12 protein-coding genes are annotated in these 19,544 nt (G+C 60.1%); 2 read left to right on the top strand and 10 right to left on the bottom strand.

Going from position 1 to position 19,544, the window contains the following annotated elements; all coding sequences use genetic code 11:
- Positions 1-53: 53 nt before the first annotated feature.
- The 7 genes from AB4Y87_RS07590 to AB4Y87_RS07560 form a co-directional block, all read right to left on the bottom strand.
- On the bottom strand, positions 54-785 hold the full coding sequence (locus AB4Y87_RS07590) for an ABC transporter ATP-binding protein (RefSeq protein WP_216924014.1): 732 nt from the start codon (positions 783-785) through the stop codon (positions 54-56).
- Positions 786-1,643: an ABC transporter permease gene (locus AB4Y87_RS07585; protein ID WP_442003791.1), complete on the bottom strand. Its 858-nt coding sequence runs from the start codon at positions 1,641-1,643 to the stop codon at positions 786-788. It lies immediately after the preceding gene.
- 2 nt (positions 1,644-1,645) lie between these two features.
- Positions 1,646-3,658, bottom strand: a complete 2,013-nt coding sequence (locus AB4Y87_RS07580) for a glycosyltransferase (protein WP_442003790.1) — start codon at positions 3,656-3,658, stop codon at positions 1,646-1,648.
- Positions 3,655-4,839: a UDP-galactopyranose mutase gene (glf, locus tag AB4Y87_RS07575; protein WP_442003789.1), complete on the bottom strand. Its 1,185-nt coding sequence runs from the start codon at positions 4,837-4,839 to the stop codon at positions 3,655-3,657. The genes AB4Y87_RS07580 and glf overlap by 4 nt, the downstream gene beginning before the upstream one ends.
- A gap of 186 nt (positions 4,840-5,025) precedes the next feature.
- Positions 5,026-6,012 carry a Gfo/Idh/MocA family oxidoreductase gene (locus AB4Y87_RS07570; RefSeq protein ID WP_442003788.1) on the bottom strand — a complete coding sequence of 329 codons (987 nt, stop codon included), beginning with the start codon at positions 6,010-6,012 and terminating at the stop codon, positions 5,026-5,028.
- Positions 6,012-7,103, bottom strand: a complete 1,092-nt coding sequence (locus AB4Y87_RS07565) for a DegT/DnrJ/EryC1/StrS family aminotransferase (protein ID WP_442003787.1) — start codon at positions 7,101-7,103, stop codon at positions 6,012-6,014. Before AB4Y87_RS07565 ends, AB4Y87_RS07570 begins: the two co-directional genes overlap by 1 nt.
- Complete coding sequence (locus AB4Y87_RS07560; RefSeq protein ID WP_442003786.1) at positions 7,100-7,717, bottom strand: acyltransferase; 618 nt, start codon at positions 7,715-7,717, stop codon at positions 7,100-7,102. The genes AB4Y87_RS07565 and AB4Y87_RS07560 overlap by 4 nt, the downstream gene beginning before the upstream one ends.
- Before the next feature lie 174 nt (positions 7,718-7,891).
- On the opposite strand from AB4Y87_RS07560, the gene AB4Y87_RS07555 reads away from it, so the two are divergent.
- Positions 7,892-12,067, top strand: a complete 4,176-nt coding sequence (locus AB4Y87_RS07555) for an FtsK/SpoIIIE domain-containing protein (RefSeq protein WP_442003785.1) — start codon at positions 7,892-7,894, stop codon at positions 12,065-12,067.
- Here AB4Y87_RS07555 and AB4Y87_RS07550 read toward each other — a convergent pair.
- Positions 12,064-12,501, bottom strand: coding sequence for a hypothetical protein (locus AB4Y87_RS07550; protein WP_442003784.1), 438 nt, complete (start codon positions 12,499-12,501; stop codon positions 12,064-12,066). The genes AB4Y87_RS07555 and AB4Y87_RS07550 overlap by 4 nt on opposite strands.
- A 311-nt stretch (positions 12,502-12,812) precedes the next feature.
- Between AB4Y87_RS07550 and AB4Y87_RS07545 the strand changes: the two genes are divergently transcribed.
- Entirely contained in the window at positions 12,813-13,061 is a 249-nt protein-coding gene (locus tag AB4Y87_RS07545) for a WhiB family transcriptional regulator (RefSeq protein WP_003804966.1), read from the top strand.
- Between the two features lie 103 nt (positions 13,062-13,164).
- On the opposite strand, the gene AB4Y87_RS07540 is transcribed toward AB4Y87_RS07545, so the two are convergent.
- Positions 13,165-14,634, bottom strand: a complete 1,470-nt coding sequence (locus AB4Y87_RS07540; protein ID WP_442003783.1) for a sensor histidine kinase — start codon at positions 14,632-14,634, stop codon at positions 13,165-13,167.
- A gap of 32 nt (positions 14,635-14,666) precedes the next feature.
- Positions 14,667-19,523, bottom strand: coding sequence for an NAD-glutamate dehydrogenase (locus AB4Y87_RS07535; protein ID WP_442003782.1), 4,857 nt, complete (start codon positions 19,521-19,523; stop codon positions 14,667-14,669).
- Positions 19,524-19,544 lie beyond the last annotated feature (21 nt).

The raw sequence follows: 19,544 nt of genomic DNA, 5'->3' as shown, positions 1-19,544 counted from the left end.
ATGCTTCCACTAGCCATCCCTTGACAGACGACTCTTGCTATTGGATGCGGGACTTAGTTGCGTTCCCGCAGCCAGGCGACAGCCTGATCAGCCGGACCTTCGAATTGGACAGTGCCGGAGGATAAGACGACTCCCCGGTCGCAGATCCGCGAAATCATGTCCAGGTCATGGCTGACAACCACGAGGGTCCTGCCTTCGTCGGACAGCTGCTTGATCTTGGCCAGGCACTTCCTCTGGAAAGGTTCATCTCCAACAGCCAGGATCTCGTCCACAAGGAAGATATCCGGCTGCGTATGAACTGCCACCGCAAAAGCAAGGCGCAGGAACATTCCGGAAGAATAGAACTTCACTTCCGTGTCGATGAACTGCTCGATTTCCGAGAAGGCGACGATCTCGTCGAATTTCTCGTTGATCTCCTGCTCTGTCATTCCAAGGATCGCGGCGTTAAGGAAGACGTTCTCACGGCCGGACAAATCCGGGTGAAACCCGGCCCCAACCTCAATCAGGCCCGCGACCCTGCCTTTGGTCCGCACAGTGCCCTGATCGGGAAGGATGACACCGGAGATCAACTTGAGCAACGTGGATTTACCGGAGCCGTTGAAGCCCAGAAGGGCCACAGTCTCCCCATCCTGTATCTCAAAGCTGACGTCGTGCAGGGCATCAAATTTCTTGGTGAGATCACCCTTGCGACCCTTGACGAGCCACACAAGCGTCTCTTTAAGGGAGTGCGAGTGACGCAGATTAAAGGTCTTTTTCAAGCCCTTGACTATGACGGCGGCGCCCACTCAGACCTCCTGCGCAAAATGGCCTTCGAGCCGGCGGAACACCAGCTGGCCGATGATAAGGAAAACTGCGGCCATCCCCAGTCCAGCCAACCCCGTCAACATCAGGTGAGGGGGCAGTTCGACCGGCTTAGTGACCGTCGGGTACCAGAACGCCCAGTGGAACAACTCCACCGCCACGGTCACGGGGTTGAGCTGGTAGATCGTCAAGACCCAGTCCGGTGCAAGACGGCGGATCATGGTCCAGTCATAGAGGACGGGTGAAGTCCAGGTGACGATCATCATCAACATGTCCACGATGTTCTCTGCATCGCGGAAAAATACGTTGACGGCACCTGCCAGGAGGCCCAGGCCCGTGGCGGTTACGGCAACAATGACGAAACCCAGCGCTGCACCAACCAGCTGCATTACATCAGGTCGCCACCCGTTGAAAAGGGCAGCAGCCAGCAAGACCACCAGTTGGGGAAGGAAATGCACGGCAGCGACCCAGACCGACGCCACGGGAAAAAGTTCCCGAGGCAGGTAGATCTTCTTCACCAGGGCCGCATTCCAGACTATGGAGCGCGTAGCGTTTGAAAACGCTTCAGTGAAGAAGTTGACGACGATGACGCCGGAGAACATGTAAAGGGCGTAGTTGGGAATCTGATCCCCCACGCGAAGGACGATGCCCAGTGCAAAGAACAGAACCAAGTACTGGACCAAGGGCTTCACATATGACCAAGCCAGACCCAGCACGGAACCCCGGTAGCGGACCCTGAGTTCCTTGCGGACGATCAGCTTAAGGAGGTACCGGCGCCGGAAAACATCCAGCAGACCGGCACCTACCCCGGGAACAGCATAAATATCAGTGGAGTTGGCCATCGCTACTTTTTGGGCTCCGAAGCATCGAATGTCTCGCGCCAGGACTCCATCGACGTGATCTGCGGCAGTGCTGCACGGTACTGGGCCCGAAGCGTCTCCCAATTCGAGAAAAGCTGAGCGTGCAACTGCGTCGTTTCAACCAAAAGCCGGCGTGCCAGTTTGGGATCGCGCTGGTACCACGAGGCACCTGTGCCATCGGCATTGGAGACAACTGCACTGTCCAGGTGCGCCAAGCTCCACCATTTGCCGTCCTGATGTGCAACGTGGGCCTCAGGGTTGGTCTTGGCAGAATCGCGAACCGGAGCAAGGACCTGCTTGAGGACGGTCTTAACCGCCCAAGGCAGCAGGCCAAGGGCACCCGGCTGCTTGTAGGACTGCGGCTTCTTCGGCGGACGTTTGCGGAAGGACTCAGGGAAGGCGCCGGGATCAGTCTTGACTTGTGAGTCGACAAATTCCTCGCGCATGGCGCGAAGTTTGGGCATTGTGGTGGGCAGCTGCTCATGGAGCTTGCCTGGGCCCTCCAAGACATCCCGAAGAGCCATGACGCGGGCTTGCTCCGGGTAATACTGCATCGACACCAAATGCTTGATGTCCGTGTTCAGGCTTTCGCGGAAAATGCGGCCACCCTTGGGGAACGGCGAATGCAGAAGGGTGGCGATGAGCCTGTTGCGTTCGTGGTAGTAGGCCTGCCAGTCCACTGAGTCATCTTTATCAGCCCAGGAGACGTGCCAAACCGCTGCACCCGGCAGCGTAACCGTCGGGAAGCCTGCGGCACGGGCGCGCAGGGAGTACTCCGCGTCATCCCACTTGATGAAAACGGGAAGGGAGAGTCCAATGTTTTCCACGACGGTCTTGGGGATGAGGCACATCCACCAACCGTTGTAGTCAGCATCCCAGCGGCGGTGCAGCAAAGGCGTTGAGCGAAGGCCCTCCGCGGAGAAGTCGTGATTTCCCAGGCCCTCGACGGGTCCCCAGAGGAAGCGGTAAAAATTCACCACTTCCGCGTAGGCGTGCAATACGGACTTATTGTACATATCGAACATGTGTCCACCGACGATGGTGGGCTTACGGCAGAGGTCGGCAAATGCGACCGCCCTGAGTACACCTTCGGTTTCAAGTTCAATGTCGTCGTCGAGCAGCATGACGTAGTCGCTCTTGTCAGAGACGAGCATCTCGTACATGTTGCGGGCAAACCCACCCGAACCACCAAGGTTGCCCTGGTTGATAATGCGCAACTGCTCGCCCATGGATGAGGCGACGGCGTCGAACCCGTCTTCGTCGGCAACCTTCTTGTTGCCTTGGTCCACGATGATCAGTTCCGCAAGGATTTCACGGAGACCGGAGTCGGCATCGATTGACTTGATGGTTTCAAGGCAGTAGTCGGCACGGTTGAACGTTGTAACACCCAGCGTGACTTTCCCCTGGGGCCTGCCTTCATCAGGAACAGCCCAGTGGGCGCTCTTAAGCGTCATTCCATCGCCGCCGGCAATGAGGTCGAACCAGTACCAACCGCCATCGCCAAAGGGAGCGAGCGTAAGTTCGAAGTTGTTCGACGCAGTTCCCTCAACGAGGATCGAGTCGACCCGCTGCGACGCGCCGCGCGCATTCGACCGGTAAACGATGACCGTTCCTTCGCCCTCGGTCTCGATGTGGAGAACCGTCTTTGTGGCGATGGTCCATTTGCGCCAGTAACTGGCCGGGAAGGCATTGAAGTAGGACCCAAAGGAAAGACGCTCGCCCCGGCGCACCTGTACCGACCCACGGTCCAGGATGTCCTCCGGGTGGAGTTTGCGGGCCATGCCCACTGCCTGCACAATTGCTGAGCCGTTGTCATCCTGCTTGCGGACCTTGTTGGTGTCCGGATCGACATAGAGCGGCAGGGTATCGAGGTCGCGGTTGGCCGGGAAAACCACACGCTGGACTATTCGAAGGTTCTGCTGAGTCGAGGCCGGGCTGTCTGCGGCTGTTGTGGCCGTCATGGCAGTCTCCTGGCTTTCATTTGTTGTGGCGGTCATGCGTCCACTCCACCACTTTCCAGCTTGGCGCCGCCCGTAAAGTGCGGCTTGATCTTGTTGTCGAACATGGACAGGGCCGAGCCGATGGCCATGTGCATGTCCAAGTACTTGTACGTTCCAAGACGCCCGCCAAACAGTACAGACTTCTCGCCACGTGCAAGATCACGGTACGCGAGCAGTTTGCTGCGGTCTTCTGACGTGTTGACGGGGTAGTAAGGCTCGTCGCCCTTCTCCGCAAAACGCGAGAATTCGCGCATGATGACCGTCGCGTCCTTCGTGTAGTCGCGCTCAGGATGGAAGTGGCGGAACTCGTGGATGCGAGTGAAAGCAGTCTCCGGGTCCGGGTAGTTCATCACCGGGCACCCCTGGAAATCCTCAATCGGCAGCACTTCTTCTTCGAGGTCGATCGTGCGCCAGGAGAGATCACCCTCGGCGTAGTCGAAGTAGCGGTCAACCGGGCCTGTGTAGATGACTGGAACCTGCCCAAGAACGGATGAACGGCCGAATTCGCCATCGTCAAAGAAATCCGTGTTCAGGACAACTTCAATGTTGGGGTTGTCCGCCATGCGTTCGATCCAGGCCGTATAACCGTCAACCGGGAGGCCTTCATGTGCGTCATTGAAGTAACGGTTGTCATAGTTGTAGCGTACGGGGAGCCTGGAGATGATCTCCGCGGGAAGGTCCTTCGGATCCGTCTGCCACTGCTTGCCCGTGTAGTGCTTGATGAATGCCTCGTACAGGGGCCGTCCGATCAGCTGGATTCCCTTGTCATTCAGGTTCTGGGGATCAGTGCCGGCAAGCTCGCCCGCTTGCTCGGCAATCAGCTGACGAGCTTCGGTGGGGCTCATTGCTGCACGGAAGAACTGGTTGATGGTGCCGAGGTTGATCGGCATGGGGTACACCTCGCCCTTGTGGCTGGTGTAAACCTTGTGCTGGTAGCTCGTGAACTTGGTGAACCTGTTCACGTACTCCCAGACACGTTCATTCGAAGTATGGAAGAGATGCGCTCCGTAGCGGTGCACCTCGATGCCCGTCTTCTCTTCATTCTCGCTGTAGGCGTTTCCTCCAATATGGTGGCGGCGATCAAGAACCGCGACCTTTAGCCCCAACTCGGTAGCGGCGCGTTCTGCAATGGTCAGGCCAAAGAAACCCGAGCCGACGACGACGAGATCAGCGTTCACAAACTCTCCTGTGTATTGGCGTGCGGGCACAGAAGTGCCCACGTCTACTGGTCAAGGCTACCCGACATGGCGTGCGTTCCCCGTATCCGGGCCCTTGGCCAAGCAGGGGCGGCTGGGGTCCACAAACACCAGAGGGAGGCTGGCACGTGGCCAGCCTCCCCCAAAGGCGATGCTTGATTTGGCGTCTCAGAGGCTGATGACAGAGCCCGATTTGGCGGAGTCCAACACGGCCTCAGCAACCCGCAGGGTCTCAAGGCCTTCGGCCATCGTGACGATATTCATCGACTTTCCGAGGATTGCATCGCGGAACGCCTCGTGTTCCATCTTTAGCGGCTCCCGCTTGGCAAGGGCGAACCGGGTGGAGGATCCCTCCGATACTCCGCGGAAGGCTGCGACGGAATCCCAATCAGTCTGGAACGTTCCGTTCTCCACGAAGGTCAGGTCTGCAGAAATGGTGTCGGCGATGAACGCCCCCCGTTCGCCCAGAACGACCGTTGTACGTTCCTTCATGGGTGACAACCAATTCACGATGTGGTTGGTTACGACACCGCTCCTGAGGTGGCCAATGGCTGTAACCATGTCTTCATGTTCGCGGCCACTGCGGGAGGTCGTGTGCGCTACGACGTTCACGAAGTTGCTCTGCGCCAGCCATGCGGTGAGGTCGATATCGTGCGTCGCAAGATCCTTGACCACCCCGACGTCGGCGATGCGCGCCGGGAAGGGTCCCTGCCGTCTTGTGCTGATCTGGTAAACGTCACCAAGGTCACCATTCCCGAGCCGCTCGCGAAGGCTTTGCAGGGAAGGGTTAAAGCGCTCGATGTGACCGACCGCGCCGATGAGGCCATTGGCTTCGAAGGCCTTGGCAATGCGTCCGCCCGACTCGGAATCATTCGCGATCGGCTTCTCGACGAGACAGTGGATACCGGCCTCAGCAAGCCGCAACGCCACTTCCTCGTGCAGGATGGTCGGCACGGCAGCCACTGCCATGTCGATTCCCTGCTCAATCAGTTCCTCAACTGTGTTGTAGACAGTCAGGCCATCAGCAACATTGTGTGGATCACCGAACGAATCCGCGACAGCAACCAGGTCAACGCCATCAAGCTCGCGGATTACGCGGGCATGGTGGCGGCCCATCATACCCAGTCCGATGAGGCCTGCCCGGAGGTTTGCCACTAGCTTCCTGCCTTTGCGATGGCGTTGACAGCCGTCACGATGCGGTCCAGATCATCCTGGCTCAACGATGGGTGCACCGGGAGGGACAGCACGCTGGCTGCAGATACCTCGGTTACAGGCAGCTCATCCGATGTCTGGAAGGGCGCAAGGCGGTGGTTCGGGATGGGGTAGTACACGCCACAACCGACGTTGTATTCCTCACGCAATGCCTTAGCGAAACCATCACGGTCATCGGTAATGCGGATGGTGTACTGGTGGTAGACGTGCTCATAGCCCTCGGCTACCTTCGGGGTGATGACGCCTTCGATGTTTGCGTCAAAGAATGCTGCGTTTTCCTGCCGGGTCTTGGTCCAGCCTTCGACCTTTGTCAGTTGGACGCGCCCGATGGCTGCATGGATGTTGGTCATGCGGGCGTTAAAGCCAACCAACTCATTTTCGTACTGGCGCTCCATGCCCTGGTTACGCAAGAGGCGGAGGCGGCGTTCGACGTCGGCCAGGCCTGTGCTGACCATCCCACCTTCGCCGGAGGTCATGTTCTTCGTGGGGTAGAGGCTGAACATGGCGAAGTCGCCGAAGGTTCCGACCTTCCGGCCGTTGACAGCGGCACCATGAGCCTGGGCCGCATCCTCGAACACCTTAACCCCGTGCTTCGAAGCGAGCGCGCCGATGGCATCGACGTCGAAGGGGTGACCGTAGAGGTGGACCGGCATGATCGCAGCCGTGCGGTCGGTGATCTTCGACTCAACGGACGCAGGGTCCAGCGTGTAATAATCCGGGTCAACATCGGCAAAGACCGGCGTGGCTCCGGTCAGCGCCACCGAGTTGGCCGTGGCTGCGAAGGTGAAGGAAGGAACAATGACTTCGTCGCCGGCGCCAATGCCGGCAGCCAGAAGGCCAAGGTGCAGCCCTGAGGTGCCAGAGTTGACGGCGACAGCTGCGCGGCCGTCCAGAAGTACTTGGGAAAATTCCTGCTCGAAGGACGCAACCTCCGAGCCTTGGGCAAGCTGGCCGGAGGCCAGAACTGCCTCTACGGCCTTGCGCTCGTCGTCGCCAATGATGGGTTTGGCGGGGGGAATGAATTCGGGGCTCATGCCTCTACCTCTCGAAGTGTCTCGTTCTGTTCAACATATGTGGCGCCGGTTTCCGGGCATACCCAGTTCCCGCCAATGTTCTGCAGCGGGAAGCCCGCCTTACCGACCCAGCCCCGCCGCTTGGCCGGAACCCCGACCATCAGCGCGAAATCAGGGACATCTTTGGCAACAACTGCTCCGGCGGCTATGGTGGCCCAGCGTCCGATCGTCACGGGAGCGACGCACACGGCGCGGGCACCAATGGACGCTCCTTCACGAATAGTGACGCCCACAGGCTCCCAGTCGTGCGCACTCTTCAGACTTCCGTCCGGACCTACAGCACGGGGATAAGTATCATTCGTCAGCACTACTGCCGGACCGATAAACACGCCGGCCTCCAGTTCTGCGGGCTCGTAGACAAGTGCATAGTTCTGGACTTTGCAGTTGTCCCCCATCTTGACGCCAGTGCCTATGTAGGCGCCGCGTCCGACGATGCAATTGACACCCAATTCAGCTTTCTCGCGGACTTGGGCCAGATGCCAGATCTTGGATCCATCACCAATTACCGCCTCGTCTGAAACATCGGCGCTCTCTGCAACCACTATCACCGGTGAAGGTCCCTTCTCATTGAGCACACGCGACAACGAGTTTCATCTTAGCCGAGACGCCATGTCCTCGCGTCAAGTCGGCGCCTTCAGCCGGTATCGCCGAGAGTTGTCCACATAGCCCAGGAAAGGGGCAGCAGCCTGCCCGGGAATTCCATAGCCTCAGTTCTGGACGGCTACGGGAATTCAGGAAGGAGCGGGCAAATGATCTTTGAGTGCACGCTCGTTGGCGGCCCGAATGCCGCATCACCGGCGCCACCGGAAGAGTTGACGATCACTGTCTCCAGCGGAATGCCGGGCTCAGAACTTCAGCGGCAATTGCAGGAGGCCCGCGGGGTCGGTCCCCTGTCAGTTGCCGGGGAAGACCTATCCGCCCTGACCGTCGGACACCCCCCACTCGTAGCCGGGGCCGTTCTGGTGGACGGACATTGTCCTGCGGAAAAGTCGGACTCTCCGGCAACGCCGCTCCTGCTCCTGGCACATACCGGGCCGGGGGCCGGCTCAGTCTTTGCACTCCAGCGGGGTTTCCACCGCATGGGCCGCGGCGCTGTCGATATTTGCATCCCTGATCCGGGGATGTCCCGTGAGCACGCCGTGTTGGAGGTGTCCGGCACCGCACTGAGCGTCACGGACAAAGGGAGCCGGAACTCGGTACTCGTTGACGGGGAGCGTGCCCGGGAAAGGACGGTGACATCGTCGTCGAGAATTCGCTGCGGAAACACTACCTTCACCATCGTTACGCCAAGCAGCTCCACCCCCGGGATTCATGCCGACGCCGGACGTTCTGTTGCCGAGCCCCTTGAAGTCCAGCGCCACACGGGCTCCTTGAACCGCTGGTCGGTTGCCGTTGCGGCGGGGCTCCCGCTCATAGCAGGCGTTGGCCTGGCACTCGCGACGGGGATGTGGATGTTTCTGGGGTTTACGGCCGTTTCCGCGGTGAGCCTCATTGTTCCAACGATCACAGGAAGGAAGGGACGCCAAGAGTTCAGGCGTGCCGTCGCAGAGGCGGTGCGGCAGGACTCCGAACGCCGCCGCCGATGTTCGCCGTCTGCGGCGGAAATCATTGTTGCCACCTTGGCCCCCGCGGGAGGCTTGATCCTGAAGCCTCCAGCACCTCTGACATTGCCTGGCTCTGGGGCAGGACCGCCCGATGCATCACGACAAGATCCGACCGCCGGGTCAGCAACATGGATCCGGCTGGGTACCGCGCCCAGTCTGGCCAATGTGCGGCTCGTCCCAGCAGATCCCCATTTCCGTCCGCCCGCAATCGGCCCCATGCCAGTGACGCTGGGCTCGCACCCTGCCATTGTTGCCTTGCATGGCCAGACCGAGCACATCGACGCCCTGATCCGTTTCATCGTCATGCAACTGGCAAGTTTCCCAAGCTCGTCCTCCACACCGATCATTCTTCTCGGACCAATAGGGCGGCTACCTCTCAGCGCGCGGTTCCTGCCATACCTGACACTTGCCACGAATGAGGCGGCAGCGACAGCAGCTCTTCGAAGGTTGAAGGGAACCAACCAGGGCAGGCTCATAGTTCTCTGTGACTCGCAGGGCTCGGGTAACCGCTGTACCAAACTCCTGGATGCCGCCATCGAGGCTTCGTGGCAGGTGTTGCGGCATTCCGGCCCCCATGCCGGACCCACGGGTGTGGCCATTGAGATAGGACGCTCTGGTACATCCGCCGTTTTGCAGGTTCCCAGTGGCCGCCAGGAGTTCATCCCGGACATGGTTCCGCTTAAGGCCTTCGAACAGTTTTGCCGCACAGTGGTGTCCAATCCACACGGGGAAGGTCCTGCCGGCGACGGCATACCAGGATCCTGCTCTCTGGATGACCTGCTTCCAGGCGGACCTCGAGGCATACTGCGGCGATGGACTGGCGAGAACGGGCAGCATGAACTGCAGGCGATTCTGGGTCAGGGCCAGGAGGGCCCCTTGACGTTTGACTTCCACGTCGACGGACCCCACCTCCTGGTAGCCGGGACCACCGGCGCCGGGAAGTCAGAACTCCTCCGCACGATCGTGGCATCCATGGCATTGAATCATTCGCCGGACCAGGTGACATTCCTCTTCGTCGATTTCAAGGGCGGCTCCGGCCTAAGTCCTTTACTTGGGCTTCCGCACTGCGTCGGCCTTTTTACTGACCTTGGAAGTCATCATCTTGACCGCGTGCTTACTTCCCTTCGAGGCGAGATCCGCCGTCGCGAGAAGCTGTTCGCGGACGCGGGGACTTCAGACTTGTCTGCATATCAACGTTCACGTGCGGCTGTAGAGGTGGCGATCCCCCATCTGGTACTCGTTGTGGATGAGTTCCGAATGTTGGTCGACGAAGCCCCCGGAGCCCTTCGTGAGCTGATGCGTGTTGCCGCCATTGGGCGGTCCTTGGGCATTCATCTGGTTATGGCTACTCAAAGGCCGCAGGGTGCGTTGACCGCCGACATCCGCGCCAACGTCACTTCAAGCATCGCCCTGCGAGTTCAGTCGGATGCGGAGTCAATGGACATCATCAATTCCAAAGCTGCAGCATCCATCGGCGTTGATGTCCCGGGGCGGGCGTATCTTGTGAGGGCCACGGGTTCCCCCGAAGAATTCCAGGGAGCGTCCCTTGCTGTGTCAGCCACGGTCAGCCGGAGCGCTCCGGGGGCAGCAATCGTTCAGTCGGCCATCGAGGCCTTGCACGCTCCTCAAAACAAACAGCCAATGGTTGGTAAGTCAGCAGCCCAGGCGGAGGCAAGGGCGGAGGCGGTGGTCTCGGCAACCCGAACAGTCTGGCGCTCCCTGGGGCGGGCCGATCCCCGGCAACCTGTAGCCCCACTCTTGCCGTCATCCATTGGGTGGAATGAAGATCTGTCCGCTTTCGGTGTTGCGGGCAAGGACGTTCAAGACACACTGGACACGTCGATGGCCCCCGTAGGTCCATTGGGGATCGTGGACAGGCCGGAACAGCAGTCAGTTGAGGCCCTGGAATGGTCACCTCCTGACCATGGTCATTTCGCCATGATCGGCAGCAGTTCCAGTGGAATGCACGAATGTTTCAAGGCTGCTTCTGCGATGCTGGCAGCACATGGCACCCCACCACATCTGTACATCCTGGATTCGGCTGGAATGCTGGGAAAGCTCCGCCGGGGAGGCAGCTATGGCGCCACCTTGGGCCTGCATCAGCTGGCATTGGCCGTTCGGGTCCTTGAGCGGCTCACTGAAGAAATGGCACGTCGACGCGTGGCGGGCGAGGACGTCTCCGCAAGTCCCCGTCTGGTCCTGATAGTTACTGGCTGGTGCTCATGGGCCGCAGCGCTCCGATCAGGGCGATTCGCGTGGGCAGAGGACCTTTTGAGGGACATCATCCGGGACGGGACCCCCCTTGGAGTAACAGTCCTGATATGCGGCGAACGCGAACTGGTCAGCTCACGCTTTTTTGCCGCCATCCCAAACCGGGTATTTTTTCCAACGGGAGCCACGGAAGAGTCACGATATCACTGGCCACGCCTTCCGGAAGTCGAGCCTGTCCAGGGGCGCGCTGTTGCCATGGGTGCATTTGTTCAGGGCGCAGCCACGGCAGCTCATTTCCGCACTGCACCAAGCGGGAAAGCCTGGCCGTTCATTGACCTTCAGCCTTCGTCAAAACCGCCTTTCCGAGTGCGGCCGCTCCCCGAATCCCTCAGCAAGTCTGATTTCGATGTTGCGATGGCTGCGATCCCAAGACCGTCCGGGCCGTCCTCGGGATCGGCGCAGTCCGCCAGCAACGAGGTTGCGGCTGAAGACCTGGACTGCCGGATGACGCCGGACTCCATCCCCTTGTGGATCGGCATCGGAAATGACGAATCAGTTCCCGTCTCATTTCCCCTTGGGCCGCGTGGCGTCAGCATCATCATTGGGAGTCACGGCTCCGGCAAGACTTCAGTGCTGGCATCCCTGAAGTCCCTTCATCCCCAGGTTCCGTGGGTCTTCCCGGGAGTCGGAAGTACGGCTGGTGCTTTCTGGGCAACTGTGGCCCGCTCAGCGACCACGGGATCGCTGGATCCTGCAAGCATCCTCATTGTCGATGACGCCGATCTCCTGGATCCGGAGGGGCGGGTAGCTCTCGCCGCACTGGCTGGCCGGACACGAGGAGTGATCTTGACTGCCACGTCGGGTCCCGCTTTGCTTCAGCGCCTGCCACTGGCCGCAGAGGTCCAAGCAAATGGCATGGGCCTCATTCTGGCTCCGAGGACTCCCCTGGACGGCGACATCCTCGGCGTGAGGCTGGAAATAGAAACCTCACCGCGTGCTGGTCGGGGTGTGATTGTCCGCGGAAACCATGTGGTCCAGGTGCAGGTGGCTTTCACGTCCGACACCAGAAAGCACATCAGCACGATCGGAAGTCATGGCAGCATTCGCTAGAGCGCGCCCTGCGTCCCTCCTGCTCGTGACGCATATCCGATAACGCTCCTTTGGAACAAAAACACGATCGCAGCCAGTGCAGGCAAAATCATAGCCAACCCTGGCAGAACCAAGCCGCCGGTCATCGTTGGGAACCCAATGGTGAGGACGAACAACTGAGCAACCAGAGCGGCGGCGCGGGTCCATCTGTACCCGCGGAACAGGAAATGGCCCACTGCGAACAGCCAGGCCGAGAAGGCCAATAAGAGGCCCAGAGTAAAGACCGCTCCCCAAAACGTCAGGACAGGGGCTCCTGTCAATAGTTCGAAAGCGTACCAAGCAGCTGCACCAAGGAGGGCCAGTGCTTCCAGCACGACAACGATCGAGATAATCAGGATTCCAGGGGGCTTCTTGCCACCGGATTTCAGCCCCCCAGATATCGGGTCCTCAGGCACAGGTCTGACTGGACCGTCGTTTCCATCTGATCCAGAGTTTGGTTGGGCCGGGTTAACAGGAGGTCTTGACACACTGGCACACTACCGGACATAGTCATCTAGCAGTGAGGGCACTGGCGGCTGATGTGATGCATCGCTCACGGATTCAGGGCATTTCAACGACTAATACCCCTTGTTTACAAGGCGTTAACATGAAACGCTTGACTCAGACGACCAAGGGGGCCCATGCGGGCCCCTTTCCTTTGGAGCCTCTCGTGAATGTTTTCACAAAAGGCTCAAACTAGTTCTCACGAATGGAGTGACTGATCAGCATGGATTGGCGTAATCGCGCAGCCTGCCTCGACAAGGACCCGGAGCTCTTTTTCCCAGTCGGCAACACGGGACCAGCACTTCTGCAGATTGAGGAAGCAAAGAGCGTTTGCCGCCGATGCCCCGTCGTGGACACTTGCCTTCAATGGGCTCTTGAGTCCGGCCAGGATGCAGGCGTCTGGGGCGGCATGAGCGAGGACGAACGCCGCGCACTCAAGCGTCGCGCAGCACGCGCCCGGCGCGCTTCGTAGCAGGCAGTACAAGCACCAAACGCAGAAGGCCGCGGACCACATGGTCCACGGCCTTCTGCGTTTAAGACAGTTGCCTGTTAAACCCGTCGACCTCCGGAACGCCCTATGCGCGAGCCAGGTTCAGGACAATTTCGACGGCGGTACCGCCACCCTCCCGCGGGCTCCATTGAATGGATCCCCCAAGCTCACTTGTGACGAGGGTACGCACGATCTGCAGGCCCAGGCCCTCCGTGTACTGCCCGTCCGGCAGCCCAACGCCGTCGTCGGCAATTGTCACCGTCAGGAATTCGTCATTTCCGTCTCCTGCTGCACGATCAGCCAGCAACCAAACGGTTCCCGTCCTCCCCTCCAACCCGTGCTCAACAGCGTTGGTGACCAGTTCGTTGATGACCAGTGCCAGGGGCGTGGCGAAATCGCTGGGGAGCTCGCCGAACATCCCGGACCTTTCGGTGCGTACTTGCTGGGAAGGCGAAGCGACTTCGGCAGAAAGCCTGAACTGGCGCCCGATGAGTTCATCGAAGTCGACGCTTTGGGTCAGACCTTGGGAAAGGGTCTCATGAACAAGCGCGATGGTAGCCACCCGGCGCATGGCCTGTTCCAGTCCCTGTTTTGCTTCGTCGCTGACCATACGTCGGGACTGCATACGCAGCAGGGCGGCAACGGTCTGGAGGTTGTTCTTTACTCTGTGGTGGATCTCGCGGATTGTCGCGTCCTTGGTGACCAACTCCATTTCACGGCGCCTCAACTCGGACACATCGCGGCACAAAACAAGGGCGCCAAAGCGATGTTGCTCGTCGCGCAAGGGAATGGCACGCAGGGAAAGGCTGACCCCTCTGGACTCAATCTCGCTGCGCCACGGCATTCGTCCGGTGACAACCAACGGCAGTGTTTCGTCCACCATGCGCCGATCCTTCAGCAATCCGGCCGTCACTTCAGCGAGGGAACGTCCTTCCAGGGACTCGACCTCCCCCAGCCGCCGGAAAGCAGATACGCCATTGGGACTTGCGTACTGCACGATGCCTTCAGCGTCGAGCCGGATGAGTCCGTCCCCCACACGGGGAGCACCTCTGCGGGATCCGGTGGGCGATGCGAAATCAGGCCACAACCCGAGAGTTCCCATGCGAAGGAGGTCGTAGGCGCATTGCCGATACGTGAGTTCCAGCCTGGATGGCATACGGGAACTGGACAGGTCCATATGGGACGTGACAACGGCCAGGGTCCTGCCGTTGCGCACCATCGGCACGGCTTCGACACGCAGCGCCATCTCGCTGCTCCAGCTTGTCTCACTGGAGCGCTCAATGGAGCGGCTGTTCCAGGCCTTTTCCACGAGTGGACGAAGATCCGAGCGGATGCCCTCACCCACGAAGTCCGCGTGAAACACCGTGTGCGATGTTGACGGACGTACGTGGGCGAGGGCGATGTACCCAAACTCCGGATGCGGAAACCACAAGGCGAGGTCGGCAAACGCGAGGTCGGCGACCATTTGCCAATCGCCTACCWGGAGGTGCAGCCATTCAGCATCTCCAGGCCCGAAATCAGCGTGTTCCCTGATGGGGTCTGTAAAGATTGCCACTGCACCTCCATTTGCGACGCCGGGACCAGCCCCTAGCGTCGAACGATTGACCTCAAGAGCCTTAATGCTACCGATAGTGAAGCCATGTCATCGGCTTCGAGGGAATTGACCTCATCAAACATGGTTTTCGCCCGTCCGAGTTGTTCGGCATTCAGGCCTTCCCACGTCTTCAGTCGATCCTCGGCAGGGGTGCCCGGCGTGCTCGACTCAAGCACCGACGTCGTCATGTCCGCGACCGTTGAGTAGAGGTCGTCCCGGAGCGCCGCACGGGCAAGTGCCTGCCAGCGGTCGTCGCGTGGCAAGGCGCTGATCCGTTCCAGCAGCGAGTCAACGTGGAAGCGGTTGAAGACCGTGTAGTAGACATGTGCCACTTCCTCGACACTGTTGGTTCCGGTCTGGGCGATCTTTGCGATGTCCAGCAAAGCATAGCTCTCGAACAGCTCCGCCCACCTGTGGGCCAGGTGATCCGGCAGCTCCCAAGTGCGGGCTTTCTCCAGCCAGCCAGTGATTCGAACTTTGTCATCCCCACGCAGATAATCCAACAATTTGGCCCGAAGCGGCACCATCATCGGCTTGAATGACTTCACGACGTCCGCGATCGGGCGGGATGCCATACCCTGCCCGAGCACCCAGCGGACCGCACGGTCAAGGAGCCGGCGGACATCGAGATGGACTTCGCTCCAGTGTTCGGTGGGGAACGATGCCGGAAGGGCATTCAATTCCTCAACCATCGGATCGAGATCGTAGATTTCACGCAGCGCCACGAATGCCTTGGCTACGGCTACCTCGTTGGCGGACGTTTCTTCGATCGCCCGGAAGGCGAAGGTGATCCCACCGAGGTTGATGATGTCGTTGGCCACGACCGTGGCGATGATTTCGCGCCGCAGCGGGTGGGTGTCCAGTTCGGCGTCGAACCTCTCCCGCAACTGCTTCGGGAAGTAGGCCCGGATCGTGTCCTTGAACCAGGGGTCGTCGGCCAGGTTGCTGTCCCGAAGTGCACCCGCCAACTCGATCTTCGCGTAGGCGGCCAGGACAGACAGCTCGGGAGACGTCAGTCCCTGTCCCTGTTCCAGGCGCTGCCGCAATGTCTCTGTAGTGGGCAGTGCCTCAAGGTCACGCTTGAGGTCGGCTGATTTTTCCAGCCAGTCCATCAGGCGCTCGTAGCTGGGGCTCCAGTCCGCAACGCGAGTACGGTCGTTAAGGAGCAGGATGTTCTGGTCGATGTTGTCCTGCAGGACCAAGCGGCCGACTTCTTCGGTCATGTCAGCCAGGAATGCTGCCCGTTCTGCGGCCTTAAGCTTCCCGGCCGCCACCATACGATCAACGAAGATCTTGATATTGACCTCGTGGTCGGAGCAGTCAACGCCCGCTGAGTTATCAATCGCATCCGTATTAAGGATGACACCCTGCAACGCAGCCTCAATACGACCACGCTGGGTCAACCCCAGGTTGCCGCCTTCGCCGACCACCTTGACGCGGAGGTCCTTGCCGTCCACGCGGATGGCGTCGTTGGCCTTGTCCCCTACGGCAGCATGCGTCTCCGTGCTGGCCTTGACGTAAGTGCCGATGCCGCCGTTGTACAGAAGATCCGCCGGGGCAAGCAGGATTGCCCGAAGCAATTCGGGAGGGCTCAGCTGGGTGGTTCCGTCCGGCAAGCCCAGGGCCTTTCGTACTTGGTCGGACACGGGGATCGTCTTGGCTTGGCGTGGGTAGACGCCACCCCCTTCGCTGATGAGGGCCCGATCATAGTCATCCCACGAAGACCGCGGGAGCTCAAAGAGCCTCTGCCTCTCTGCATATGAGGCGGCGGTGTCCGGGTTGGGGTCCAGGAAGATATGACGGTGGTCAAATGCGGCCACGAGCCGGATGTGCCGCGAAAGCAACATTCCGTTGCCGAAAACATCACCTGACATGTCGCCCACGCCCACAACGCTGAACTCTTCAGTCTGGGTATCGAGGTCGAGTTCACTAAAGTGCCTCTTCACAGACTCCCAGGCGCCGCGGGCGGTGATACCCATGGCCTTGTGGTCATAGCCTACGGATCCACCCGACGCGAAAGCATCGCCAAGCCAGAACCCATATTCGGCCGCCAATCCGTTGGCTGTGTCTGAAAACGTCGCGGTTCCCTTATCGGCTGCCACCACCAGATAGGAATCATCGCCGTCATGGCGAACAACGTCCGACGGCGGCACAAGCCGTTCGCCCTCCGCTGTAGTAATGAGGTTGTCGGTGATGTCCAACAAGCCGCGAATGAAGGTCTTATAGCTTTCCACGCCCTCGGCCATCCAGGCCGCGCGGTCAACTGCGGGGTTGGGCAGCTTCTTCGCGAAGAAGCCACCCTTGGCACCGGTCGGTACGATGACCGCGTTCTTAACGGTCTGGGCCTTCACCAAGCCCAGGATCTCAGTACGGAAGTCCTCCCTGCGATCGGACCAGCGAAGACCACCACGGGCCACCTTGCCAAAGCGGAGGTGGACGCCTTCCACGCGCGGAGAGTAAACCCAGATTTCGAACATGGGTCGCGGGAACGGCAAACCATCGATGGTGGTGGGATCCAGCTTGAAGCTCAGGTAACCCTTGTTTTGGAAGAAGTTGGTGCGCAACGTCGACTCAATAAGGTTGACGAAGGTCCGAAGCACGCGGTCCGCGTCCAACGTAGCGACTTGGTCGATAGCTTCTGCGAGGGCTGCCCTTGCGGCACCTTGCTGGTGGGGACGCTCGCTTTCCTCGACGCTGGGATCGAAACGGGCAGCAAACAGGACGGTCAGACCCCGCGCAACATCCGGGTTGGCCAAGAGGGTATCGGCGATGAACCCAAAGGAGTTGGTATTGCCCATCTGGCGCATGTACTTGGCGTAAGCGCGGAGGACCGCCACCTGGCGCCAGTGCATGCCCTCGCGGAGCACGAGGCGGTCAAAGTTGTCAGACTCGACGGCCCCGGTGACGGCAGCACCAAATGAGTCAGCCAGGAGATCTCCGGTGGCGAGTGGGTCTATGCCAGCCGGGTACTTCAGCCCAAGGTCATACAGGAAAAAGTCGCGGTGATCCGCAGTTTCGATTTCGAAGGGCCGTTCGTCCAGGACTTCGAGGCCAAGGTTGTGGAAGTAAGGAAGGATCTGGCTCAGGCTCTTGGGCTCCATCAAGTAGAGCTTGACGCGCGCATCCTCCTCCAGTGCGTCACCGGCACCTTCGGGAAGGTACACGTGCACGCCGGGGCGGAGTTCCTTGCTCGCTTCCCCTGCCCGTTCGGCCTGGGCTCCATACTCTTCAAACCGTTCGATGTCCTCAAGCGCGTCTTCAACCTCGTAGTCAACGCGGTAGCCGGGAGGGAATGCCTCAGCCCACAGGGCGGACAGTACGTCGGCGCTCTCGGCGGGACGGTTCTCCCGAAGTACCTCGGCGATGCCTTCGCTCCAGGACCTGGAGGCACGCATCAGGCGGTGCTCGAGTTCTTCTACGTTGACTTCGGCAAGTTCCGCTGTGCGTGGCAGCCTGATCCTGAAGAAGACACGCGCAAGCGCGGACTCCGTGATTCTCGCTTCGTAGTCAATACTCTCGGCCTGGAAGGTCTCGCGCAGTTCCTGTTCAATACGGAGCCTGACGCTCGTGGTGTACCGATCGCGCGGCAGGTAGACGACGGCGGACATGAATCGTCCGTAAATGTCGGGGCGCAGGAAAAGCTTGGTCCGGCGCCGTTCCTGGAGTCGCTGGATCCCGGTGGCCGTAGCCGCAAGGTCCGGGATTTCGATCTGGAACAGTTCGTCGCGAGGGTATGTTTCCAGGATGCCCAGGAGGTCCTTGCCCGAGTGTGAGTCCATCGGGAAGCCTGCGTTACGCAACACTGCATCCACTTTGTCGCGGACGATGGGTATGTTGCGAACCGATCCCGTGTAGGCACTTGTGGCGAAGAGCCCGATGAAGCGACGCTCGCCGTTGACGTTTCCGGCGACGTCGAAACTCTTGACTCCGATGTAGTCCAGGTATGCCGGACGGTGCACGGTTGAGCGGGAGTTCGCTTTTGTGATAACCAGGGCCCGCTTTTCACGGGCGCGCTTGCGGCCGGCGTCAGTGAGGTGCTGGATCTGCCGGGTGTTGTCGCCCTCGCGGAGCAAGCCAAGTCCGCTGTGCTCACGAAGTTCCAGGACGTCCTCGCCATCTTCGTTCACGAGGTCGTATTCGCGGTACCCGAGGAAAGTGAAGTTGCCGTCATCCAGCCAGCGCAAAAGGTCCTGCGCCTGCCTGAGTTCGGCAATCTGTTCCGGGTGCGAGACCTTTCCAAGCGCTTCTGCCAGCTCCAGCGCCTTGCTGCGCATTTTCGGCCAGTCCTCCACTGCGGCACGGACATCGCCCAGGATGCGTTGTAAGCCGGCAACCAATTCTGCTCGGGCTTCCTCGCTGACGCGGTCAATTTCGACGGCGATCCAGGACTCCATGTGCGAGGCGTTATCGTTGTCGCCGAGCAGGTGGGCGACACTGGGCAGCGCAGCGGTGTCGCCGCTGGAAATGCCGATATTTGACGGAACCCTGGAAGCTCCGGTGAGCTCGCCGGAAACGCGGTCACGGGTAACCACGAAAAGCGGGTGCATCACCAGCCGGATCGCGCAGTTTTGGCGAACGAGTTCGGCGTTTACGGAGTCAACAAGGAACGGCATGTCATCAGTAACGATGTATACGACGTTTCGGTCGGTTTCGACGCCGATTTCCACAATGGCATTTCCAGGTCGCCGGGAATGGGCAACTTTCCTATGTGTGCTTGCCCGCGAAATCAGCAGCTCGGGCGCGTACGCCCGGGAGTCCTCCTCTGCGAGATGCTCATAGTAGTCACCGAAGAACCCTTCACGGACAACTGCTGCATCGGACCGATCCTCCACGCTGGATCCTGACGACATCTACAAACGCCTCCATCACAT

Origin of the sequence: Paenarthrobacter sp. RAF54_2 (genome assembly GCF_052113945.1) — a bacterium.
Classification (GTDB): domain Bacteria; phylum Actinomycetota; class Actinomycetes; order Actinomycetales; family Micrococcaceae; genus Arthrobacter.
This window is presented reverse-complemented; position numbering and strand designations above follow the sequence as displayed.

Bases quoted from the DNA above. Each gene is read 5' to 3' on its own strand.
- AB4Y87_RS07565 (WP_442003787.1), bottom strand. From the start codon at position 7,103: ATGAGCCCCGAATTCATTCCCCCCGCCAAACCCATCATTGGCGACGAC.
- AB4Y87_RS07545 (WP_003804966.1), top strand. From the start codon at position 12,813: ATGGATTGGCGTAATCGCGCAGCCTGCCTCGACAAGGACCCGGAGCTC.
- AB4Y87_RS07585 (WP_442003791.1), bottom strand. From the start codon at position 1,643: ATGGCCAACTCCACTGATATTTATGCTGTTCCCGGGGTAGGTGCCGGT.
- AB4Y87_RS07555 (WP_442003785.1), top strand. From the start codon at position 7,892: ATGATCTTTGAGTGCACGCTCGTTGGCGGCCCGAATGCCGCATCACCG.
- AB4Y87_RS07535 (WP_442003782.1), bottom strand. From the start codon at position 19,523: ATGTCGTCAGGATCCAGCGTGGAGGATCGGTCCGATGCAGCAGTTGTC.
- AB4Y87_RS07580 (WP_442003790.1), bottom strand. From the start codon at position 3,658: ATGACCGCCACAACAAATGAAAGCCAGGAGACTGCCATGACGGCCACA.